Origin of the sequence: Actinomadura pelletieri DSM 43383 (genome assembly GCF_003634705.1) — a bacterium.
GTDB lineage: Bacteria > Actinomycetota > Actinomycetes > Streptosporangiales > Streptosporangiaceae > Spirillospora > Spirillospora pelletieri.
In genome coordinates, this window is record NZ_RBWU01000001.1 from 559,632 (window position 1) to 579,514 (window position 19,883).

At 69.7% G+C, this 19,883-nt stretch carries 16 protein-coding genes and 1 riboswitch; of the genes, 10 read left to right on the top strand and 6 right to left on the bottom strand.

The window, feature by feature from the left end; translation table 11 throughout:
• Positions 1-47: 47 nt before the first annotated feature.
• Both BZB76_RS02515 and BZB76_RS02520 read right to left on the bottom strand, forming a co-directional pair.
• Positions 48-1,043 carry a ribonucleotide-diphosphate reductase subunit beta gene (locus BZB76_RS02515; protein WP_121432659.1) on the bottom strand — a complete coding sequence of 332 codons (996 nt, stop codon included), beginning with the start codon at positions 1,041-1,043 and terminating at the stop codon, positions 48-50.
• Positions 1,043-3,313 carry a ribonucleoside-diphosphate reductase subunit alpha gene (locus BZB76_RS02520; RefSeq protein ID WP_121432660.1) on the bottom strand — a complete coding sequence of 757 codons (2,271 nt, stop codon included), beginning with the start codon at positions 3,311-3,313 and terminating at the stop codon, positions 1,043-1,045. Before BZB76_RS02520 ends, BZB76_RS02515 begins: the two co-directional genes overlap by 1 nt.
• A gap of 104 nt (positions 3,314-3,417) precedes the next feature.
• Positions 3,418-3,639: riboswitch (cobalamin riboswitch) on the bottom strand.
• Between the two features lie 105 nt (positions 3,640-3,744).
• Here BZB76_RS02520 and BZB76_RS02525 point away from each other — a divergent pair.
• From BZB76_RS02525 to BZB76_RS02545, 5 genes are all read left to right on the top strand, one after another.
• A complete protein-coding gene (locus BZB76_RS02525; protein ID WP_147449291.1) occupies positions 3,745-4,413 on the top strand; it encodes a hypothetical protein in 669 nt (222 codons plus the stop codon).
• Between the two features lie 78 nt (positions 4,414-4,491).
• Positions 4,492-5,205, top strand: coding sequence for a YcnI family copper-binding membrane protein (locus tag BZB76_RS02530; protein WP_121433399.1), 714 nt, complete (start codon positions 4,492-4,494; stop codon positions 5,203-5,205).
• Positions 5,202-5,792 carry a copper resistance CopC family protein gene (locus tag BZB76_RS02535; protein ID WP_246006714.1) on the top strand — a complete coding sequence of 197 codons (591 nt, stop codon included), beginning with the start codon at positions 5,202-5,204 and terminating at the stop codon, positions 5,790-5,792. The genes BZB76_RS02530 and BZB76_RS02535 overlap by 4 nt, the downstream gene beginning before the upstream one ends.
• Before the next feature lie 74 nt (positions 5,793-5,866).
• A complete protein-coding gene (locus BZB76_RS02540) occupies positions 5,867-6,637 on the top strand; it encodes a group II truncated hemoglobin (protein ID WP_121432662.1) in 771 nt (256 codons plus the stop codon).
• Positions 6,638-6,895: 258 nt separating this feature from the next.
• Positions 6,896-7,384: a GNAT family N-acetyltransferase gene (locus tag BZB76_RS02545; RefSeq protein WP_121432663.1), complete on the top strand. Its 489-nt coding sequence runs from the start codon at positions 6,896-6,898 to the stop codon at positions 7,382-7,384.
• A 61-nt stretch (positions 7,385-7,445) separates the two neighbouring features.
• On the opposite strand, the gene BZB76_RS02550 is transcribed toward BZB76_RS02545, so the two are convergent.
• The gene (locus BZB76_RS02550) at positions 7,446-8,717 is read right to left on the bottom strand and encodes a serine hydrolase domain-containing protein (RefSeq protein WP_121433401.1); all 1,272 of its coding nucleotides are present in this window, start codon (positions 8,715-8,717) and stop codon (positions 7,446-7,448) included.
• A 232-nt stretch (positions 8,718-8,949) separates the two neighbouring features.
• Here BZB76_RS02550 and BZB76_RS02555 point away from each other — a divergent pair, with 232 nt between their 5' ends.
• The 3 genes from BZB76_RS02555 to BZB76_RS02565 all read left to right on the top strand — a co-directional run bounded on the left by BZB76_RS02555 (position 8,950) and on the right by BZB76_RS02565 (position 13,197).
• Positions 8,950-10,635 carry an AMP-binding protein gene (locus BZB76_RS02555; RefSeq protein ID WP_121432664.1) on the top strand — a complete coding sequence of 562 codons (1,686 nt, stop codon included), beginning with the start codon at positions 8,950-8,952 and terminating at the stop codon, positions 10,633-10,635.
• On the top strand, positions 10,632-12,287 hold the full coding sequence (locus BZB76_RS02560; RefSeq protein WP_121432665.1) for an AMP-binding protein: 1,656 nt from the start codon (positions 10,632-10,634) through the stop codon (positions 12,285-12,287). The genes BZB76_RS02555 and BZB76_RS02560 overlap by 4 nt, the downstream gene beginning before the upstream one ends.
• Before the next feature lie 79 nt (positions 12,288-12,366).
• Positions 12,367-13,197, top strand: coding sequence for a helix-turn-helix transcriptional regulator (locus tag BZB76_RS02565; protein ID WP_121432666.1), 831 nt, complete (start codon positions 12,367-12,369; stop codon positions 13,195-13,197).
• A 545-nt stretch (positions 13,198-13,742) separates the two neighbouring features.
• Here BZB76_RS02565 and BZB76_RS02570 read toward each other — a convergent pair.
• The 3 genes from BZB76_RS02570 to BZB76_RS02580 are packed head-to-tail and all read right to left on the bottom strand — an operon-like array spanning position 13,743 to position 18,035.
• Positions 13,743-15,137: a GntP family permease gene (locus tag BZB76_RS02570; protein ID WP_121432667.1), complete on the bottom strand. Its 1,395-nt coding sequence runs from the start codon at positions 15,135-15,137 to the stop codon at positions 13,743-13,745.
• A gap of 40 nt (positions 15,138-15,177) precedes the next feature.
• Complete coding sequence (locus tag BZB76_RS02575; protein ID WP_121432668.1) at positions 15,178-16,767, bottom strand: N-acyl-D-amino-acid deacylase family protein; 1,590 nt, start codon at positions 16,765-16,767, stop codon at positions 15,178-15,180.
• Positions 16,767-18,035: an amino acid deaminase gene (locus tag BZB76_RS02580; RefSeq protein ID WP_211342791.1), complete on the bottom strand. Its 1,269-nt coding sequence runs from the start codon at positions 18,033-18,035 to the stop codon at positions 16,767-16,769. The genes BZB76_RS02575 and BZB76_RS02580 overlap by 1 nt, the downstream gene beginning before the upstream one ends.
• 109 nt (positions 18,036-18,144) lie before the next feature.
• Here BZB76_RS02580 and BZB76_RS02585 point away from each other — a divergent pair, with 109 nt between their 5' ends.
• On the top strand, positions 18,145-18,891 hold the full coding sequence (locus BZB76_RS02585) for an IclR family transcriptional regulator (RefSeq protein ID WP_121432670.1): 747 nt from the start codon (positions 18,145-18,147) through the stop codon (positions 18,889-18,891).
• A 140-nt stretch (positions 18,892-19,031) separates the two neighbouring features.
• A complete protein-coding gene (locus tag BZB76_RS02590) occupies positions 19,032-19,877 on the top strand; it encodes a polysaccharide deacetylase family protein (protein ID WP_246006715.1) in 846 nt (281 codons plus the stop codon).
• The last annotated feature ends 6 nt before the right edge of the window (positions 19,878-19,883 follow it).

A 19,883-nucleotide genomic window follows, 5' to 3' on the forward strand; every position in this document is an offset into this window, starting at 1 on the left:
TGCCGTGGTGTGCCGTCCGATGACATGGACGGCACACCACCGGCGGATCAGAAGGATTCGTCGAGGGACACGCTTCCCTCGATGGCGACCTGGTAGGCGGAGACTCGGCGTTCGAAGAAGTTCGAGAGTTCCTGGACGTCCTGGAGGTCCATGAACGCGAACGGGTTCGCGGTGCCGTAGCGGGGCTGCAGGCCGAGGCGGATGAGGCGCTGGTCGGCCACATACTCCAGGTAGGCGCGCATGTCGTCGGCGCTCATCCCGGGCAGGCCGTCGCCGCACAGGTCGTGGGCGAAGGTTAGTTCCGCCTGGACGGCCTCCTCCATCATGCGGGTCACCTGCTCGGTCAGTTCGGCGTCGAACAGTTCCGGTTCTTCGGCGCGGACGGTGTCCACCACGGCGAACGCGAAGCTCATATGCATGCTTTCGTCCCGAAAAACCCAGTTGGTTCCGGAGGCGAGGCCGTTCAGGAGGCCGCGGGAGCGGAGCCAGTACACGTAGGCGAAGGCGCCGTAGAAGAACAGTCCCTCGATGCACGCGGCGAAACAGATGAGGTTCAGCAGGAACGAGCGGCGGTCGGTGGACGTGCGGAGTTCGTCCACCGAGCCGAGGGAGTCGATCCAGCGGAAGCAGAACTCCGCCTTCGCTCGGATGGACGGGATGTGCTCGACCGCCGCGAACGCCTTGACGCGCTCGTCGTGGTCGGGAAGGTAGGTGTCGAGGAGGGTCAGGTAGAACTGCACATGGACGGCCTCCTCATACAGCTGCCGCGACAGGTAGAGGCGGGCCTCCGGGGCGTTGATGTGCTTGTAGAGGTTGAGCACCAGGTTGTTCGCCACGATCGAGTCGCCGGTGGCGAAGAACGCGACGAGGCGGTTGACGAGGTGCAGTTCCTCGGGGGTCAGACGCGCGAGGTCTGACAGGTCGGACGCGAGGTCGACCTCCTCGACCGTCCAGGTGTTTCGGATCGCGGCGCGGTAGCGCTCGTAGAAGTCGGGGTAGCGCATGGGCCGCAGGGTCAGGTCCATACCGGGGTCGAGCAGCATTACTGGCAGGCCTCGCAGGTCTCGGGGTTCTCCAGGGAGCAGACGGTGGCGGCGACCGTCGTCTGCGCGATGCGGGTGGCGGGGCGGGAACGCAGGTAGTAGGTGGTCTTGAGGCCGCTGCGCCATGCGTAGGCGTACATCGAGGAGAGCTTCCCGATGGTCGGCGTCTCCATGAACAGGTTCAGGGAGTGGGCCTGGTCGATGTACGGGGTACGGGCGGCGGCGAGGTCGATCAGGGCCTTCTGCGGCAGTTCCCAGGCCGTCCGGTAGAGGGCGCGCATCTCGTCGGGGAGGTCGACAAGGCCCTGGACGGAGCCGTTCGCCTTCTTGATCGCTTCACGGACGGCGGGCGTCCACAGACCGAGCGACTTCAGATCGTCGACGAGATAGCCGTTGATCTGGAGGAACTCGCCGGACAGCGTCTCCCGCTTGAACAGGTTGGACACCTGCGGCTCGATGCACTCGTAGCAGCCCGCGATGGACGCGATCGTCGCGGTCGGCGCGATCGCGATCAGGAGGGAGTTGCGGAGCCCGACCTCGGCGACGCGTGCGCGGAGTCGCTCCCAGTCGGCGGGGCGGGTCGGCTCCGCGTCCGGGAAGTGGTCCAGGTGGAGTTGCCCACGGGACGTGCGGGTCTTGTCGTAGGCGGGCAGGGTGCCGTGGGCGGCGGCGAGGTCCGCGGACGCGTTGTAGGCGGCGAGGGCGATCTCCTCCGCGATCCGGGTCGACAGCGCGCGGGCCTCGGCGGAGTCGAACGGCAGGCGCAACGTGAAGAACACGTCGGCGAGGCCCATGACGCCGAGGCCGACCGGCCGCCATTTGCGGTTCGCCGCCTCCGCCTCCGGGGTCGGGTAGTAGCCGCGGTCGATGGTGCGGTCCAGGAAGCGGACGGCGATGCGGACGGTCGCGCGGAGCCGCTCCCAGTCCATGCCGGACGGTCCGACGTGCGCGGCGAGGTTGACCGATCCGAGGTTGCACACGGCCGCCTCGCCGTCGCTGGTCACCTCCAGGATCTCCGTGCAGAGATTCGAGAGGTGGACGGTGTGACCTGGCTCGGCCGTCTGATTGCAGGCGCGGTTGGCGGCGTCCTTGAACGTCATCCATCCGTTCCCGGTCTCCGCGAGGGTGCGCATCATCCGCCCGTACAGCTTGCGGGCCGGGAGTTGCCGGACGAACCGTCCCGCCCGCTCCGCCGACCGGTACGCCTCGTCGAACTCGTCGCCCCACAGGTCGGCGAGTTCGGGGACCTCCTTCGGGTCGAACAGCGACCAGGTCTCGTCGTTCTCGACGCGGCGCATGAACTCGTCCGGGATCCAGTTGGCGAGGTTCAGGTTGTGGGTGCGGCGCGCGTCCTCGCCGGTGTTGTCGCGCAGTTCGAGGAACTCCTCGACGTCGGCGTGCCACGGCTCCAGGTACACGCAGGCCGCGCCCTTGCGGCGTCCGCCCTGGTTGACGGCCGCGACGGACGAGTCGAGCGTCCGGAGCCACGGGACGATCCCGTTCGAGTACCCGTTGGTGCCGCGGATCAGGGAGCCACGTGAACGCACCTTCGTCCAGGAGATTCCGATTCCGCCCGCGTACTTGCTGAGCCGGGCGACCTGCCCGTACCGCTCGTAGATCGACTCCAGCTCGTCGCGCGGCGAGTCGAGCAGGAAGCAGGACGACAACTGCGGGCGCCGGGCCGCGGAGTTGAACAGGGTCGGTGAGCTGGGCAGATACGACAGGGTGCTGAGCAGCCCGTAGAGTTCGGCCGCTTCGTCGACGGTGTCGGCCAGGCCGCAGGCGACGCGGAGGAAGAAGTGCTGCGGACGTTCGAGGACGAGCCGCGACCGCGGATGTCTCAGCAGGTAGCGGTCATAGAGGGTGCGAAGCCCGAAGTACTCGAAACGGTCGTCCGCGGACTCGTCGACGAGCGCGTCGAGCGTCGGCGCGTTGGCGGCGACGAACGCGGCCGGGGCGTCCGCCAGCAGGCCCTCCCGGTGCGCGGCGGCGACCGACTCGGCGAACGTGCGGACCCCGGCGGACGCCGTCTCCTCCCGGATCCGCGTCCCGAGCAGCCGGGCGGCGACCCTGGAGTATCCCGGTTCGACGGCCACCAGCGCGCTCGCCTCGCCCATCGCGAGGTCTCGTTGGGCGGCCCGGTCCAGCCCGTCGCGGACGGCGGCCAGCACCCGTCCCGGCTCGGTGCCGGGTATCCCGTCGCAGGCCGCCTCGACCTCGGCGGTGATCCCCGCCACCGCCGTGGCAGGTGCGACCAGATCCTGTGTCACGTGCTCACTCCCCTCGCAGCCGCCTCGCGGACGGCATGCGAACGGGACGCGGCGATCCCGACTCCGGGCAGGCCGCGCTCCGCCCCCGGCCCACCCGCGAGGCCTGGACGTACAACCGTGCGGCAGGTCTTCGGACTCGCGGACATCGCCTCGTCCTTCGAGGCGTCCTACTGGCCGTCGCTTCCCGGGCCGTGCGGCCCAGTGCCTGATGACGGCGGTCGTTTCCGCTCACCGCTGCGGGGCAGCCCCGGATTTCCACCGGGTTCCCTCTTACGACGCCCCCGCCGACAAGCGGCGGGGGCGAACCAGCACGGGACTCAGACCCTACATGTAGTTTTCGATCTCTGCACAACCCCAAGATGTTGGGCGTGTCGGAAAGTTGGCGGGGTCGTCTATACGCATCACGGGAGTGGTGGGACGATGGGTGCGCCATGTCCCCGCGTCCCCCGCAGCCGGGCTTTCGAACCGCACGCGCGGTGGTCTTCGCCACCGTGTGCGTCACGCTGGCCTCCACCGGGCACATCCTCTCGGCGGGGACGACGATCCCGATGTGGGCGGTGCTGACCGGTTTCGCCGGGGTGCTGGGCGTGACGCTCATACTGGCGGGCCACGAACGCTCGCTGGCGACGATCCTGGGCGGTCTTCTCGGCGGCCAGTTCGCGTTGCACGTGCTGTTCACCCGCGCCACGGATCCGATCCTGGTCACGGTCGCGCACGAGCCCGGCCACCAGGGCATGCACCGGCCGGGCGTCTCCGCGGCGGCGATGGCGGGCTCCGACCTGCTGATGCCGATCGCGCACGCGACGGGCACCAGCACGATGACGCTCGCGCACACCATCGCCGCGCTGGTCGCGGCCTGGTGGCTGCGGCGCGGCGAGCGGGCCGCCTGGTCGCTGGCCCGGCGGATCGCCGGGGCCGCCGACCGTCCGATACGGCTGCTGCTGGCCCTGCTCACCATGGACGTCCCGGAGGGCCCGCCGCGCGCCTCCGCGGAACCGGCGACGGCCGTCGTCAGGGCCGCGGGACGCGCCCTGCGGCATCAGGTCGTCCGGCGGGGTCCCCCACCGCGTTCGAGGGCGCTCGTTTCCGCCTGCTCCTAGGGCGAGCGCCGTATGTCACCGGACGCCGACGACCGGCGCATCCGGGTTCGCTTCGTACACTCGAACGGAGTTTCCGCCATGCCTTCTTTTCCCCATGCCGCCCGTAAAGTGGGCGCCGTCACAGTGCTGACCGCAATGTCGGTGATCGGGTTCGCCGCCGCGGCGTCCGCGCATGTCACCGTCAATCCGAAGACCGCCGAGCAGGGGTCGTACGCCAAGGTCGCGTTCCGTGTGCCGAACGAGCGCGACAACGCGTCCACGACGAAGCTCGTGGTGCATCTGCCGGGCGACCATCCGTTGTCGTCGGTGTCGGTCCGTCCCGTCCCCGGCTGGACGGTGAAGGTCGAGAAGTCGAAGCTCGCGACGCCCATCAAGAAGCACGGCAGCACGGTGACCGAGGCCGTCACCAAGATCACCTGGTCGGGCGGTGAGATCGAGTCCGGGCAGTTCCAGGAGTTCGACGTCTCCATGGGCCCGCTGCCGACGGACACCGACCAGCTGGTCTTCAAGGCCGACCAGACGTACTCCAACGGCGAGGTCGTCAAGTGGGACCAGCAACCGGCCGGGGGCGCGGCCGAGCCCGACCACCCAGCGCCCGTGCTCAAACTCCTTCCGAAGGGTTCCTCAGACGTGACCACGAACACCAAGCTGGTGTCCCAGGGCAAGACCGAGGTGACCGCGTCCTCCGATGACGGGGCGGCGCGGCTGATCGGCGGCGCAGGTCTCGCCGTCGGTGTGATCGGCGTCGGTCTCGGCGGCTACGGCCTGATCCGCGCGCGGAGCCGGGCATGACGCGCGAGACGAAGCGTAAGGCGACGCGTGGGGCGACGCGTGTCGCGGCCGGAGCCGTGGCCGTCGGGACGGTCCTGGCGATGACCGCGACCCCCGCCCTGGCGCACACCAGACTCACAAGCTCCGATCCGAAGAAGAACGCGTCGATCGCGTCGCCGCAGCAGATCGTGTTGACGTACTCGGATTCGATCCGGCTGCCGCGTGTGATCCTGACGGGCGCGTCCGGCGAGCAGGAGAGCCAGGTCGGGAAGGCCGAGGCCGTCGACAACAAGGTCACTCTGCCGATCACCGGCACGCTGGCCAACGGGAAGTACACGGTGGGCTGGCGTGTCGTGTCGGCGGACGGGCACCCGGTGACGGGCAGCTACTCGTTCACGGTCGAGGGCTCGTCCACCGGCGCGGGGACGTCCACGGCCCCGTCGGCCCAGCCCGCGGCCCCGGCGCCTTCACCGAGCAACGCCTCGGCCACCGAGGAGTCGGACGGCGGCTCGTCGGGCTGGCTGTGGCTCGGATTGATCGCGCTCATCGGCGCCGCGCTGGTCGGCGCGGTCGCCTGGCTACGCCGCTCCCGCACACCCCAGAGCTGATCATCGCGCTACCGGTCGGGTGATTACAGGATTACAGTGATCACCCGACCGGTTTCGCGCATCCTGGGGGCCCGATGATCGTCGAGTACATCCGTTATCGCATCGACCCGGCGGAGACGGAGGAGTTCGAGGCCGCCTACGCGCGCGCGTCCGCCTCCCTGGCCGCCGCGCCGCAGTTCGTCGACTACGAACTCTCCCGGTGCGTCGAAGAGCCCACGTCCTACATCCTGCGCATCGGGTGGACGTCCGCCGACGACCACCTGCGGGGCTTTCGCGGCGGCGAGCACTTCCCGGCCTTCTTCGCCGAGATCAAGCCGTACGTCCAGCAGATCGAGGAGATGCGGCACTACGAGCGGACGCCGGTGCGCGGCGCGGGCTCGTCCGTCCCGACGATGTACGAGTGGGCGGGCGGCGGTGAGGCCCTCGAACGGCTCACCGAGGTCTTCTACGCGAACGTGATGAAGGACGACCTCCTCCTCCCCCTGTTCGAGCACATGGCCGCGGATCACCCGAGGTGGGTCGCGATCTGGTTGGGCGAGGTGTTCCGCGGGCCGGAGCGCTACAGCCGGGAGCGCGGCGGCTACCACCACATGGTCCGGCAGCATCTCGGCAAGGCCATCACCGAGCCGCAGCGACGCCGCTGGGTCTCGCTGCTCATGGACGCCGCCGACGCGGTCGGCCTCCCGGACGACCCCGAGTTCCGCGCCGCGTTCACGTCCTATATCGAGTGGGGCACCCGCATCGCGCTCGCCAACTCGCAACCGGACGCGAAGCCGCCCCTGGAGGCGCCGATGCCGCACTGGGGCTGGGGCGTGGCGCCGCCCTACATCCCGTCCACATCCTGACCGGCCCGACCTGACCTGATGCTCCGCTGGGCGGACGACCCGTCCCTGGACCTCCGCCAGGCCCTGGACGAGGCGCTCGCCGTCCTGAAGGGCTGACCGTTCCGTCCCGAGGGGCGATAGTCTGCGACGGACGTTCCGCTGCTGCGACGAGGAGGTTGATGAATATGGCCTGTGCCGTGCTTCGTCAGCATGCCCTCGTCCGGGTCGCGCGGGTTTGAGCGCGGCCCGGTCGTCCAGTACGACCAGGAGCGTTCTTCAATGTCATCGCAACACATCCCCGACCTGACCACCGAGCGTCTCGCCCTACGGCCGTGGACCATGGCCGAGGTGAAGGCCGTCCTCGACGGCGACCGGCAGGCCCACTGGGCCGACGACTTCCCCGCCGAAGGTGACCGCGTCATCGCGGGTTTCATCGCCGAGCAGCACAGGACGGCGCTCGGCGAGTACGGCCAGCGCCAGATCGTCGAACGGGCCACCGGCCTGGTCGTCGGCAGCGTCGGTCTGTTCTGGCCGCCGGTGGACGCCACGGTCGAGTTCGGTTACGGCGTCGTCGCGTCCCGGCGAGGACGCGGTTACGCCACCGAGGCGTCCCGCGCCCTGGTGGCGCACGCGCTGACGGCGCCGGGCGTCACGTCGGTGGTGGCGAAGGTGGAGCTGTCGAACCCGGCGTCCGTCCGGGTTCTTGAGAACGCCGGGCTGCGTCGCCTGCACGGCGACGCGGAAACGGCCACGTTCGGCACCTCCTGACCCCGATCACCTGCCCGCCCTCCCGGCTTTCGGCCGGGAGGGCGGTTCCCGGTGGCGGTGATCAACTCTGGCCGACGATGGCACGGGTCTCCTGCTCGACGATCTCCCAGAGCGGCGCGCCGTCACGGTTGGTGAGAATGACGCCGATCCAGCCGCTGTCGGGGTAGATGGACCAGTTGGCGCCGACCCCCGGGTTGGCGCCCGCCCGCGCCCAGACCCACTGGCCCCCGACGAGGCTGACCGGCATCTGGTAGGCGCCGAACCCCGCGTCGGCGGGTACGCCCCGCTCGGCGCGCCGGGCCGCCAGGCCGCCGCCTCCCTCGGGAGCGAGGGGGAGCTTCGGTCCGGTGAGCAGCTCGGCGTAGTGCCGGTCCAGGAGTGTGCCGTCGCCCAGCGCCCGCGCGAACCTGACCAGATCCGGGGCGGTGGCGAAACCGCCGTCCCCAGGAGCGTCAATGAAGGCGCGGCCCGGGTTCTTGCCGAGGACGAACGGGTCCGAGCTGCCCTTGTCCAGGTTGCGGACCGCGTCCACCACGCTGCCGTCCGCCACCTTCATGTACGGGTGCGCGATGTGCTCGTCGGTGAGCCACTGCGGCCTGGTGTAGAACCCGGAACCGGTCATTCCGCAGCGGTTGAAGATGTTCTCCTGGACGTAGTCCCAGTAGCTCTTGCCGGTCACCGCCTCGATGATCTGCGCGGGGATGGCGACCTCGGCTCCGGAGTGGCTGCTGGACGTGCCGGGCGGGGCCTCCGGCGTCGCCTGCCGGGCCCACTTCTCGTAGAACCCGTGCACCTCCTCCCGGCTCTTGAAGATCCGCTGGACGTCCTCCTCCGGGGTCTTCATGCCGGACGTCCCGGTCAGCATGTGGTGGATGGTCACCTTCTCGGCGATCTCCTTGGCGTAGCCCTGGAGGTAGGTGCCGACCGTGTCCGAAAGCCGCACTTTGCCCTGCTGCGCCAGTTGCAGGATGGCGACCGCATGGAACGGCTTGCCCGCCGAACTGAGGGTGAACGCGATGTTCATGCCGTTCCGGATCTTTCGCTCCTCGTCGGCCATGCCGTAGGCGCGTGACAGCACCGTCCGTCCCCGATGCGACAGCAGCACGACGCCGGAGAACCTGCCCTCGGCGGCCAGCTTCGCGATGTACCGGTCGTAGGCGCCGCCGGGACGGGTGCCCGGCGGGATCGCGGGGGCGTCGGCCAAGGCCACGCCGGTCCTACCGGGCGAGGCGCCCACGAGCGGCGCACCGGCCGCCACCGCACCGGCGGCCGCCAACCCGCCCCACCCCAACAGGCGTCGCCGGTCGACACCACGCACGGAGTCCGAGCCCATGATCATCCTTTCCTGGTCGGCGAGCCGACCGCTGATGCGCCGTGGTCCCTGCCGACCCAAGTCGCAGGCTCGTTACGAGGGCGTATGCGTTTTTCGATACGTCCGCGATACGCCCGCCGGGAGCGAGGGTGGGTAGGACGATCTCGACTACCCCCGTTCGGGGGTGGCGTGGGTCACTCGGAATGGCGAACGATCCTCCTACCGGGTGTCCGTGCGGCTTCGAGGAGAGACCATGCCCGCAGTCGAGTTCCGTGCGGCGCGCGACTTCCTGCTCGCGCATCGTGACGACTACGCGACCGCGTACGAGAAGTTCCGCTGGCCGGTCCTGACCGGGTTCAACTGGGCGCTGGACTGGTTCGACAAGATCGCCGAGAGCAATGACTCGCCCGCGCTGTGGATCGTCGAGGGGGACGACGGCACCGAGGCGAAGTACTCGTTCTCGCAGTTGTCCCGGCGGTCGAACCAGGTGGCGAACCTGCTGCGGCGGTCAGGGGTGCGGCGCGGCGACCGGATCATCCTGATGCTCGGCAACCAGGTCGAGTTGTGGGAGACCGTGCTGGCGGCGATGAAGATCGGCGCGGTGCTGATCCCGTGCACGCCGCTGCTCGGTACGGCGGATCTCCAGGACCGGTTGGTGCGCGGCAAGGTCCGGCATGTGGTGGTGGGATCGGACAACACCGCGAAGTTCGACGGTGTGCGGGGAGACCTCACGAAGATCGCCGTTGGGCCCCCGGTGGACGGGTGGGTGCGGTACGGCGACGCCTACGAGGAGGCGGAGTCGTTCACTCCGTACGGCCTCACGATGTCGCAAGACACCCTGTTGCTGTACTTCACGTCCGGTACGACGGCGAAACCGAAGTTGGTCGAGCACACGCACGCGTCCTACCCGGCCGGGCACCTGTCGACGATGTACTGGATCGGGTTGCGGCCCGGAGACGTCCATCTGAACATCTCGTCGCCGGGCTGGGCCAAGCACGCGTGGAGCAACATCTTCGCGCCATGGGACGCGGAGGCCTGCGTCTTCGTCTTCAACTACACGCGGTTCGACGCCGACCGGCTGCTCGACACCCTCGAACGGTGCGGCATCACGAGCTTCTGCGCACCGCCGACCGTGTGGCGCATGCTGATCCAGTCGGATCTGGGCCGACTGACGAACCCGCCACGCGAGGTCGTCGCGGCCGGTGAGCCGCTCAACCCCGAGGTGATCGAACGCGTCAAGGCCGCCTGGGGCCGGACGATCCGGGACGGGTTCGGGCAGACCGAGACGAGCGTGCAGATCGCCAACACACCCGGACAGAAGGTCAAGCCGGGATCGATGGGACGACCCGCCCCCGGCTACAAGGTGGCGTTGGTCGACCCGGTGACCGGGCGACCAGGCGACGAGGGCGAGATCTGCCTCGAACTGGACGACCGCCCGCTGGGCCTGATGACCGGCTACCACGGCGACGACGGGCGCACCGAGGAGGCGATGGCCGACGGCTACTACCACACCGGCGATATCGGCTCCCGCGACGAGGACGGATATATCACCTATGTCGGGCGCGCGGACGACGTGTTCAAGGCGTCCGACTACAAGATCTCGCCGTTCGAGCTGGAGAGCGTGCTGATCGAGCATGATGCGGTGGCGGAGGCCGCGGTGGTGCCGTCGCCCGATCCCGTCCGCGCGGCCGTCCCGAAGGCGTATGTGACCCTCGCCGCCGGATGGGAGCCCAACGCCGAGACGGCGAAGGCGATCTTCGAGCACAGCCGGGCGCAGCTGTCGCCGTACAAGCGCGTCCGGCGGCTGGAGTTCGGCGAACTACCGAAGACGATCTCCGGCAAGATCCGCCGGGTCGAACTGCGGGACGGCGAACGCGCCAAGCATCCCGGTGCGGACGACCGACCAGAAGGCGAGTTCAGGGAGGATGAGCTGCGATGATGCGAACCCACGCATCCGGGTCGTACGCGTCCGGCACCTCGGTGACCCCGCTGCTCGGCGACACCATCGGCGCGAACCTGGCCAGGACGGCCGCCGCCTTCCCCGACCGTGACGTGCTCGTCGAACGCGCGTCCGGGCGCCGCTGGACGTACGAGCAGTTCGCCGACGACGTCGACGCGGTCGCGCTCGGCCTCCTCGACCTCGGTGTCGTCAAGGGCGACCGGGTCGGGATCTGGTCGCCGAACTGCGCCGAGTGGATGCTCGTGCAGTACGCCACGGCCAGGCTCGGCGCGATCCTCGTCAACATCAACCCGGCGTACCGCGTCCACGAACTGGAGTTCGTGCTCGGACAGTCGGGCATCCGGACGCTGGTGTCGGCGACCGTGTTCAAGACGTCCGACTACGCGGCGATGATCGACGAGGTCAGACCGAAATGCCCCGCGCTGCGCGACGTCGTCCTCATCGGCACACCCGGCTGGGACGCGCTCCTGGAGGCCGGTAGAACAGGCGACCCGGCCGTCCTGGCCGACATCGACCGCACGCTCACCGCCGACGACCCGATCAACATCCAGTACACGTCCGGGACGACCGGTTTCCCGAAGGGCGCGACGCTCTCCCACCACAACATCCTGAACAACGGCTTCTTCGTCGGTGAACTGTGCGGCTACGACGAGGAGGACCGCGTCTGCGTGCCCGTGCCGTTCTACCACTGCTTCGGCATGGTGATGGGCAACCTCGCGGCGACGAGCCACGGCGCGTGCGTCGTGATCCCGGCGCCCGCCTTCGACCCGAAGGCGACCTTGGATGCCGTCGCCGCCGAAAAGTGCACGTCGCTGTACGGGGTGCCGACGATGTTCATCGCCGTCCTGAACGAGCCGTCGGTGGACGGTCTCGACCTGTCCAGCCTCCGCACCGGGATCATGGCCGGTTCACCGTGCCCCGTCGAGGTGATGAAGCAGGTCATCGAGCGGCTCGGCATGGCCGAGGTCGCGATCTGCTACGGCATGACGGAAACGTCCCCGGTGTCGACCCAGACCCGGGCGAGCGACTCCCTCGACCGGCGCGTCTCCACCGTAGGAACCGTCCTCCCCCACCTAGAAATCAAGATCATCGACCCGGAGACCGGGGTGACCGTCCCGCATGGCACGCCCGGCGAACTCTGCACCCGCGGCTACTCGGTCATGCTCGGCTACTGGAACGAGCCCGACCGGACGGCCGAGGCGATCGACACGGCCCGCTGGATGCACACCGGCGACCTCGCCGTGATGGACGGCGACGGATACATCACCATCACCGGCCGCATGAAGGACATGGTGATCCGCGGCGGCGAGAACATCTACCCGCGCGAGATCGAGGAGTTCCTCTACACCCACCCCGACATCGTCGACGCGCAGGTCATCGGCGTCCCCGACGAGAAGTACGGCGAGGAACTCATGGCCTGGATCCGCCTCCGCGACGGAGTGCCGGACCTGACCGCCGAAGACCTCCGCGCGTTCTGCCAGGGCCGCCTCGCCCACTTCAAGATCCCGCGATACGTCCATGTCGTGGACGAGTTCCCGATGACGGTCACCGGAAAGATCCGCAAGGTGCAGATGCGCGCGGAGGCCGTCGACATCCTGGCCCTGGGCGACTCGGAGGCCATCGAGCAGTGAGCACGATCCGGGGCTTTCGAGACGCCGTCGCGCCGGGCATGCTCGGAGCATGGGCGCGCAGGACGACCGACTCCCCCGAATGACACGTGACGACCCGGGCGCCATGCGCTCGGGCGTCCTGGCCCTGCACCGCGCGACCGGCCTGCCCGTGGTGTTCGGCGGCGCCGTGTCCGGCGGCACGCACGACCGGCTGCACATCACCGAACTCGTCGGCACCACGACCGACTCCCTGGACGGCCTGGTCGTCCGGCACGGCAACGGACTCGGCGGCAAGGCCATGGCCATGGCCCGCCCCCTGTGGGTGAGCAACTACCCGAACTCGGCGTCCATCAGCCACGACTACGACAAGCCCGTCTCCCGCGAGGGGCTGCTGTCGATCCTCGCGGTCCCGATCGTCGTCCGCCGCCGCGTCCGCGGCGTCCTGTACGGCGCACTCCGCGAACCCCTGTCCCTCGCCGACCGCGTCATCGGCGCGGCGGTCCAAACCGCCCGCGACCTCGAACAGGACTTGGCCGTCCAGGACCGGGCGGACGAGGCCCTCGCCCGCTCCCGCCCGGACACGACCACCGCCCGCTGGGAGGAGGTCAGAGCCGTCCACGCGGAACTACGCGCCCTCGCCGAACAGGTCGACGACGCCGCCACCCGCGACCGCCTCCGCGAAGCGTCCCTCCGCCTGGCCGCCGCGGGCCTGACCGAACCGCCCACGACACCCCGCCCCGTCCTGTCCCCCCGCGAACTGGACGTCCTGTCCTACGTCGCCCTCGGCCGCACCAACGCCGAAACCGCCGACCACCTCGGCCTGATGCCCGCAACGATCAAAAGCTACCTCCGCTCCGCCATGCGCAAACTCGACAGCCGCACCCGCCTGGAGGCCGTGACGAAGGCCCGCCGAACTGGGCTGCTGCCCTAATTGCATTTCACTCCTCCTTCGGCCCTGGCGGGCCTCCATTGTCGTGAACTGCGGGCGATCGCTGGCATCACTCCGACTCGCCTTACGGCTCGCTGCGTGATCAGGTTCTCGCTGTGTTTATTGCAGTGCACTCCTCCTTCGGGCCCGGAGGGCCCTCCATCGTCGTGAACTGCGGGCGATCGCTGGCATCACTCCGACTCGCCTAACGGATCGCTGCGCGATCAGGTTCTCGCTTCGCTTGAACCTGCCTTCGGACGCGATCGCAGGGGCCCAGGTTGTCGCGGGGTTGCGGAGACGGGCTGGGGTTGTTGTGCTGTGTTTATTGCAGTGCACTCCTCCTTCGGGCCTGGCGGCCCTCCATCGTCGTGAACTGCGAGCGATCGCTGGCATCACTCCGACTCGCCTAGCGGATCGCTGCGCGATCAGGTTCTCGCTTCGCTTGAACCTGCCTTCGGACGCGATCGCAGGGGCCCGGGTTGTTGCGGGGTTGCGGAGACGGATTGAGGTTCGTGCGGGGGCGCCGATCTTCGGGCGTTGGGCGACTTCTAGATGAAGACGCTCAGGGACGCGGCCATGGCGAAGCCTACGATCGACAGGATCGTTTCTAGGACCGTCCAGGTCTTGATGGTGTCGCGTACCGACATGTTGAAGTAGCGGGAGATGATCCAGAAGCCGCCGTCATTGACGTGGGAGGCGATGATGGAGCCCGCGGAGATCGCGATGGCGATGAGGGCGATGCGCTGGTCGGAGTAGTTCTCCGCCTGGACGAGCGGTGCGACGATGCCGCCGGTGGTGACGATCGCGACGGTCGCGGAGCCCTGGGCGATGCGCAGACCGCAGGCGATGAGGTAGGCGAGCAGGATCACCGGCAGGCCCGCGTCCGAGAGGGTGGTGGCGAGGGCCTTGCCGACCCCGGTCGCGGAGATGACGGCGCCGAAGAACGCGCCGGCGCCGATGACCAGCAGGATCATGCCGATGGGGCGGAGCGCTTTGGCGGCCAGATCGGACAGCTCCGCGGTGGATATGCCCCGGCGGATGCCGAGCGTGTACATGGCGAGCAGCACGGCGATGGTGAGGGCGACGACGGGGTTGCCGAGGAACGTGAGCGTGGGCAGTGCGGGGCTGTCCTCCCACCAGACGGTGCCGAACGTGGCGAGCAGGATCAGGACTAGCGGCACCGCGATGATGAAGCCGACGAGGGCTAGGGACGGTTCCGGCTCCGGCTCCTCCTTGGCGGCCTTCTCCTGTTCCGCGACGATGTACTCCTCGGGCACCTCGATGAACACGCGCTTGCCGATCCAGGCGCCCCAGGCGACGCCCGCCACGAGGAACGCGGGGATGCCGCAGATCAGGCCGAAGATGATGAGCCAGCCGAGCGGGACTTCGAGGAGCCCGGCGGCGGCGACCGGGCCGGGGTGCGGCGGCAGGAACGCGTGCGTCATCGACAGCCCGGCCAGCAGCGGCATCGTGTAGAGGACGAGGGAGCGTCCGCCCTGCTTGGCGGTGACGTAGACGAGCGGCGCCAGGACGAAGATGCCTACGTCAAAGAAGACGGGGGTTCCGAAGATGAGTCCGGCGACGCCCATGGCGAGGGGTGCGCCGCGTTCGCCCGCGACGCTCAGCAGGCGGCGGGTGAGGACGTCGGCGCCACCGGACCGCTCCAGGATCGCCCCGAGGATCGTGCCGAGCCCGACGATCGGCGCGATATGGCCGAGGAGCCCGCCGAAGCCCTTCTCCAGCACGGACTCTTTGGAGCTGAGCGCGGTGCCGACGATCTCCTCGACGCTCAGTCCGGCGACCAGCGCGAGCGCGAGACCGGAGACGAGCAGCGCGATGAACGGTTCCAGCTTGACCTTGATGATGAGGAACAGCAGGACCGCGATGGACGCGGCGCACAGCGTCAGCAGGCCGCCCGTCTCGTGTTGCAGCCAGTGGACCATGGCGGGGGGACCCTCTCGGTGATGGGGGTGGGGATCCTGCTCAGCGGGTCGTTCCGGTGGGGGTGCGGCGGAGGGAGCGGCCCGGGAGCGCGCCGGTATGGCGTCCGTCCTCGATGACGGCGGTGCCGCCGACGAGGACGTGGGTGATGCCTTCCGGCTGCTGTTTCGGATCGTCGAAGGTGGCGGTGTCGCGGACGGTCGCGGGGTCGAACAGGACGAGGTCGGCGTGGTGTCCGGGCCGGATCAGCCCGCGGTCTTCGAGGCGGAGCCGCCGCGCGGCCCGTCCGGTGAGGTGCGCGACGCACTCTTCGAGGGTCAGGACACCGAGGTCGCGGACGTAGTGGCCGAGGTAGCGCGGGAACGTCCCCCAGGCGCGGGGGTGCGGTTTCGCGGCGGCGAGGAGCCCGTCGCTGCCGCCGGTATGGCACGGATGCCGCATGATCGCCTGGACGTTCTCCTCGTGCCCGACGTGCTGGAGGATCGTGGTGGCGAGATCGTCGGCGATGAGCCGTTCGCAGTAGACGTCGAACGCGGGACGTCCGGCTGCGGCGGCGAGGTCGGCGATGGTCCGTCCGACGACGGCGCGGTCCGGGGAGCCGGAGATCTCGATCGTGTCCCATTCGGCGGGGACGCCATGGCAGCCGTCCGACCCCTCGATCTCCATCGCGTGCCGGATCCGGGCCCGTTCGGCGGGGTCGGTGAGCCGCGTGAGCAGCGCGGACGGGCCGCCCGCCGCCGCCCAGCTCGGCAGCAGCGCGGCGAGGGTCGTGGACCCGGGCAGGTACGGGTAGGTGTCGAGGGTGATGTCGCAGCCGTCCGCGATCGCCTCGTCGAGGAGGCTCAGCAGTTCGGGGGCGCGGCCCTTGTTGACGCCGAAGTTCATGGTGGCGTGCGCGAGGTGCAGCGCGCAGCCGGTGCGGCGCGACAGTTCGACCATTTCGGCGTACGCCTCCAGCGCGCCCGCCCCGTACGAGCGGTGGTGCGGCGCGTAGAAGCCGCCGAGGGACGCGACGACGCGGCACAGCTCGGCCAGTTCCTCGTCGGCGGCGTACATGCCGGGCACGTAGGTGAGGCCGCTGGACATCCCGACGGCGCCTTCGCGCATCCCGGTCGCGACGAGTTCGCATTGCCGGTCGACTTCGGCGGGCGTCGGAGGGCGGTCGTCCCAGCCCATCGCGAGCATCCGCACGGTGCCCTGCGGGACGAGGTAGCAGGCGTTGACGGCGATGCCCCGGTCGAGCCGGTCGAGGTACTCGCCGACGCTGCGCCATGACCAGTCGAAGCCGGGCGGGTCGCTGTTCCAGCCCGCGATGGCGCGGCGGGTCTCGGCGAGGGTGGTGTCGTCGACGGGGGCGTAGGACAGCCCGTCCTGCCCGATGACCTCGGTCGTCACGCCCTGGCCGACCTTGGCGAGATGGTCCGGTTCGATGAGCAACGCCAGGTCGGAGTGGGCGTGCATGTCGATGAACCCGGGCGACAGGACGAGACCGTCCGCGTCGATGGTGGTCGTGCCGGACAGTCCCGGCCCGATTTCGGTGATGCGGCCTTCGGCGACGGCGACGTCGGTGACGCGGCCGGGGGCGCCGGTGCCGTCCACGACGGTGGCGCCGCGGATGACGGTGCCGGGCATCAGAACCACGTCCTGACGAGGTCCACGACGACGGGCCGTTCGGCGTCGGCGTCGTCCACTACGGGAAGGAGCGTCCACTTGTCGAGCGCGGTGCACGGGTGGGACAGGCCGAGCCTGACCACGTCGCCCACCTCCACGGACGGGTCGACGAGGAAGTCGACGAGGAACGCGTGCTGGTCGTTGACGGCGGCGACGCTCGCCTTCTCGACCGGTTCGGGGCCCTTGCCGCGGATGAGCTGCGGTTCGGGAAGTCCCTCGTCGAACGGCAGGTCGCGTTTGCCCGCGTCCAGCAGCGCGAGCGCGGGTTCGGGCCGGGACACGACGCGCGCCCAGCCGTGCATGGCCGAGCGCAGCGTCGTGCCCGTCGCTCCCCGCGAGAACGGTGAGATCTTTCGGTAGAAGCCGTCGTCGTGGACGATGTACGCGCCGGACCGCAGCACGACCTGCCCGTCCAGGCCGCCGAGCACGTCGGCGACCTGGTCGAAGAAGGAACTGCCCCCGGCCGTCACGATCGGCTCGTCGGTCTCGTACTCGAGCCGCCCGAACAGGTGCGCCATCCGGCGCAGGTAGGCGTCGACGGAGCTGCGGCCCTCGTCGGACGCGTCGTGCGCCAGCGCGCCCTCGTATCCGCCGAGGCCCACGAGTCGGAGCGTCGACGCCGCCCGGACGGCGTCCGCGAGGGCGAGGGCGTCGCCGTCGTCGCGGACGCCGGTGCGCCCGTGCGGCCCGCCGATCTCGACGCACACGCCGACGCGGCGCTGGGCGCGGGCGAGGCGGAGCGCCTCGTCCATCAGCTCGACGGAGCGCACCGAGTCGACCCAGGACACGAACTCGAACTCGGGGTGTTGTTCCAGTTCGGCGGCGAGCCAGGCGAGGCCCGCCGGGTCGAGGAGCGCGTTGGCGAGCATGATCCGGCGGACGCCGAACGCGCGGGCCACGCGGAGCTGCGGCAGGTTCGCGACGGTGATGCCCCAGGCGCCCGCGTCGAGCTGCCGCCGCCAGAGCTGCGGGGCCATCGTCGTCTTTCCGTGGGGGGCGAGCGCCACCCCGGCCGCGTCCGCCCACTGGGCCATGGTGCGGAGGTTGTGGTCAAGGGCTCCCGCGTCCAGCGTCAGCAGCGGGGTGCCGAAGGCGTCCAGGGACGGGCGAATGCGGCGCACCTCGGCGACCGTCATCCCGTGCAGGGACGCCGGGATCGCCTTGAAGCGCCAGTCGAGCCGCTCGTCACCAAGGGCATCGACCGCCCCGGCGTCGATGCTCGCGACCATCACGACCTCCAGAGTTGCGCAATATGCAATATAAATTGCGCTTCGTGCTATTGTGGTTGTAGCACCGTGTGCGGGTGCCGGTCAACGATCCGGGAGTCAGAGGAGTCGGATGAGCCAGAGCCTCGGCCGCGCGCTCACCATCCTCGGCGAGCTGGGTGAGGGGCCGCACACGCTGGACGAACTGGCCGCGAAGGTCGGCGTGCACAAGACGACCGTGTTGCGGCTGCTGCGCACCATGGAGGGCGAACGTTTCGTCCACCGCGACTCCGACCACCGCTTCCATCTCGGATCCCGCCTGTTCGCGCTGGCGGGCGCGGCGCTGGAACGGCGCGGCATCCGCGACATCGCCGCCCCGCATCTCGCCCGGCTGAACGACGAGACCGGGCAGACCGTCCACCTCGGCGTCTACGAGGGCGGAAACGTGATCTACCTGGACAAGTACGACTCGCAGCATGCGATCCGGATGTACTCGCGGGTCGGGCTGAGCATGCCGCTGCACGCCACCGCGATCGCGAAGGTCCTGCTCGCCGATCTGCCCGAGCCGCGCCGCCGCCGCGCCGCCGCCGAGATCGAGTACACCCGGTTCACCGAGCACACCATCGACGGCCCGGCCGCGCTCCTGGACGAGCTGACCCGCGTCGCCGAGCAGGGTTACGCGCTCGACGACGCCGAACACGAGACGTTCATCCGTTGCGTCGCCGCACCCGTCCGGGACGCCACCGGACGCGTCATCGCCGCCGTCTCCATCTCGGTGCCGGAGGTGCTGCTGAACCGGGACGAGGTCCTCGCCCTGCTGCCCGATCTGCTCCGTACCGTCTCCGCCGTCTCCGCCGACTGCGGCCACGCCGAACCGTGACGGAACGGCCACGGGCTGTGCGACCGTCCGGAGATCACCGGCCTCCGCCCCCACTTCATGTGCGGGGTAACCGTCCGGCAAATGAGATGAAGATCCCATAGCGTCCTCCTCCCCCGTAAAACCTCGATACCGTGAGAGTTGTGGAGGTTGATGTGGGCGGTGCGGCGCCCTCCCCGCCATCTCGCCGCAGAGCGCTCTTCCTGATGGGAGCGGCCGCGTTGGGCCTCACCGGGCTGGCGGCCGACGATGTCCGTCCCGGCGACCGTTCCCCGGCTCCGACGGAACCCACCGTGCGCGCGCGGCCGGTCATCAAACCGACGCCGACCCCGACGCCCACGCCGACGCCGCGTCCCGCGTCCTGGACGCCGGGGCAGCTCACCGCGTCGGAGACGCCCGTCCGGTATCTCACGACGCTGGCGCCCCCGCCGCCGCCGAAGTCGATCGCGCTCACCATCGACGACGGCCCGCACCCGGAGTGGACGCCGCGGGTCCTCGATCTCCTCGCCGAGGAGAACGTGCGCGCGACGTTCTTCATCATCGGCGAGCAGGTGAAGGAGTACCCGGCGCTGACCCGCCGCATCGCCGACGCCGGTCACCAGATCTGCAACCACACCGAGACCCATCCGATCGACATCGCCGACCTGTCGACCAAGCGGGTCCGCCAGGAGATCGTCGACGCGCACGACCGGATCGCCGACACGACCGGCATCGTCCCGCGGTTCTTCCGGTCACCGGGCGGCGCCTGGTCGGACACCGTCCTGGAGCTGACCGCCGAGCACGGCATGCTGCCGATCGACTGGGCCGTCGACCCCCGCGACTGGGCCCGGCCGGGGACCGGCAGCATCCGCAGGGGGCTGCTGGAATGCGATGACGGTGACATCCTGCTCTGCCATGACGGCGGCGGAGACCGTTCCCAGACCGTCGCGGCTCTGGAGTCCGTCATTCCCAAGCTGAAGAAGCGCGGGCTGACGTTCGTCACCCTCTGAACGGGC

Bases quoted from the DNA above. Each gene is read 5' to 3' on its own strand.
- BZB76_RS02585 (WP_121432670.1), top strand. From the start codon at position 18,145: ATGAGCCAGAGCCTCGGCCGCGCGCTCACCATCCTCGGCGAGCTGGGT.
- BZB76_RS02540 (WP_121432662.1), top strand. From the start codon at position 5,867: ATGATCGTCGAGTACATCCGTTATCGCATCGACCCGGCGGAGACGGAG.
- BZB76_RS02560 (WP_121432665.1), top strand. From the start codon at position 10,632: ATGATGCGAACCCACGCATCCGGGTCGTACGCGTCCGGCACCTCGGTG.
- BZB76_RS02575 (WP_121432668.1), bottom strand. From the start codon at position 16,767: ATGCCCGGCACCGTCATCCGCGGCGCCACCGTCGTGGACGGCACCGGC.
- BZB76_RS02525 (WP_147449291.1), top strand. From the start codon at position 3,745: ATGTCCCCGCGTCCCCCGCAGCCGGGCTTTCGAACCGCACGCGCGGTG.
- BZB76_RS02515 (WP_121432659.1), bottom strand. From the start codon at position 1,043: ATGCTGCTCGACCCCGGTATGGACCTGACCCTGCGGCCCATGCGCTAC.
- BZB76_RS02550 (WP_121433401.1), bottom strand. From the start codon at position 8,717: ATGGGCTCGGACTCCGTGCGTGGTGTCGACCGGCGACGCCTGTTGGGG.
- BZB76_RS02530 (WP_121433399.1), top strand. From the start codon at position 4,492: ATGCCTTCTTTTCCCCATGCCGCCCGTAAAGTGGGCGCCGTCACAGTG.
- BZB76_RS02565 (WP_121432666.1), top strand. From the start codon at position 12,367: ATGACACGTGACGACCCGGGCGCCATGCGCTCGGGCGTCCTGGCCCTG.
- BZB76_RS02545 (WP_121432663.1), top strand. From the start codon at position 6,896: ATGTCATCGCAACACATCCCCGACCTGACCACCGAGCGTCTCGCCCTA.
- BZB76_RS02555 (WP_121432664.1), top strand. From the start codon at position 8,950: ATGCCCGCAGTCGAGTTCCGTGCGGCGCGCGACTTCCTGCTCGCGCAT.
- BZB76_RS02570 (WP_121432667.1), bottom strand. From the start codon at position 15,137: ATGGTCCACTGGCTGCAACACGAGACGGGCGGCCTGCTGACGCTGTGC.
- BZB76_RS02580 (WP_211342791.1), bottom strand. From the start codon at position 18,035: ATGGTCGCGAGCATCGACGCCGGGGCGGTCGATGCCCTTGGTGACGAG.
- BZB76_RS02535 (WP_246006714.1), top strand. From the start codon at position 5,202: ATGACGCGCGAGACGAAGCGTAAGGCGACGCGTGGGGCGACGCGTGTC.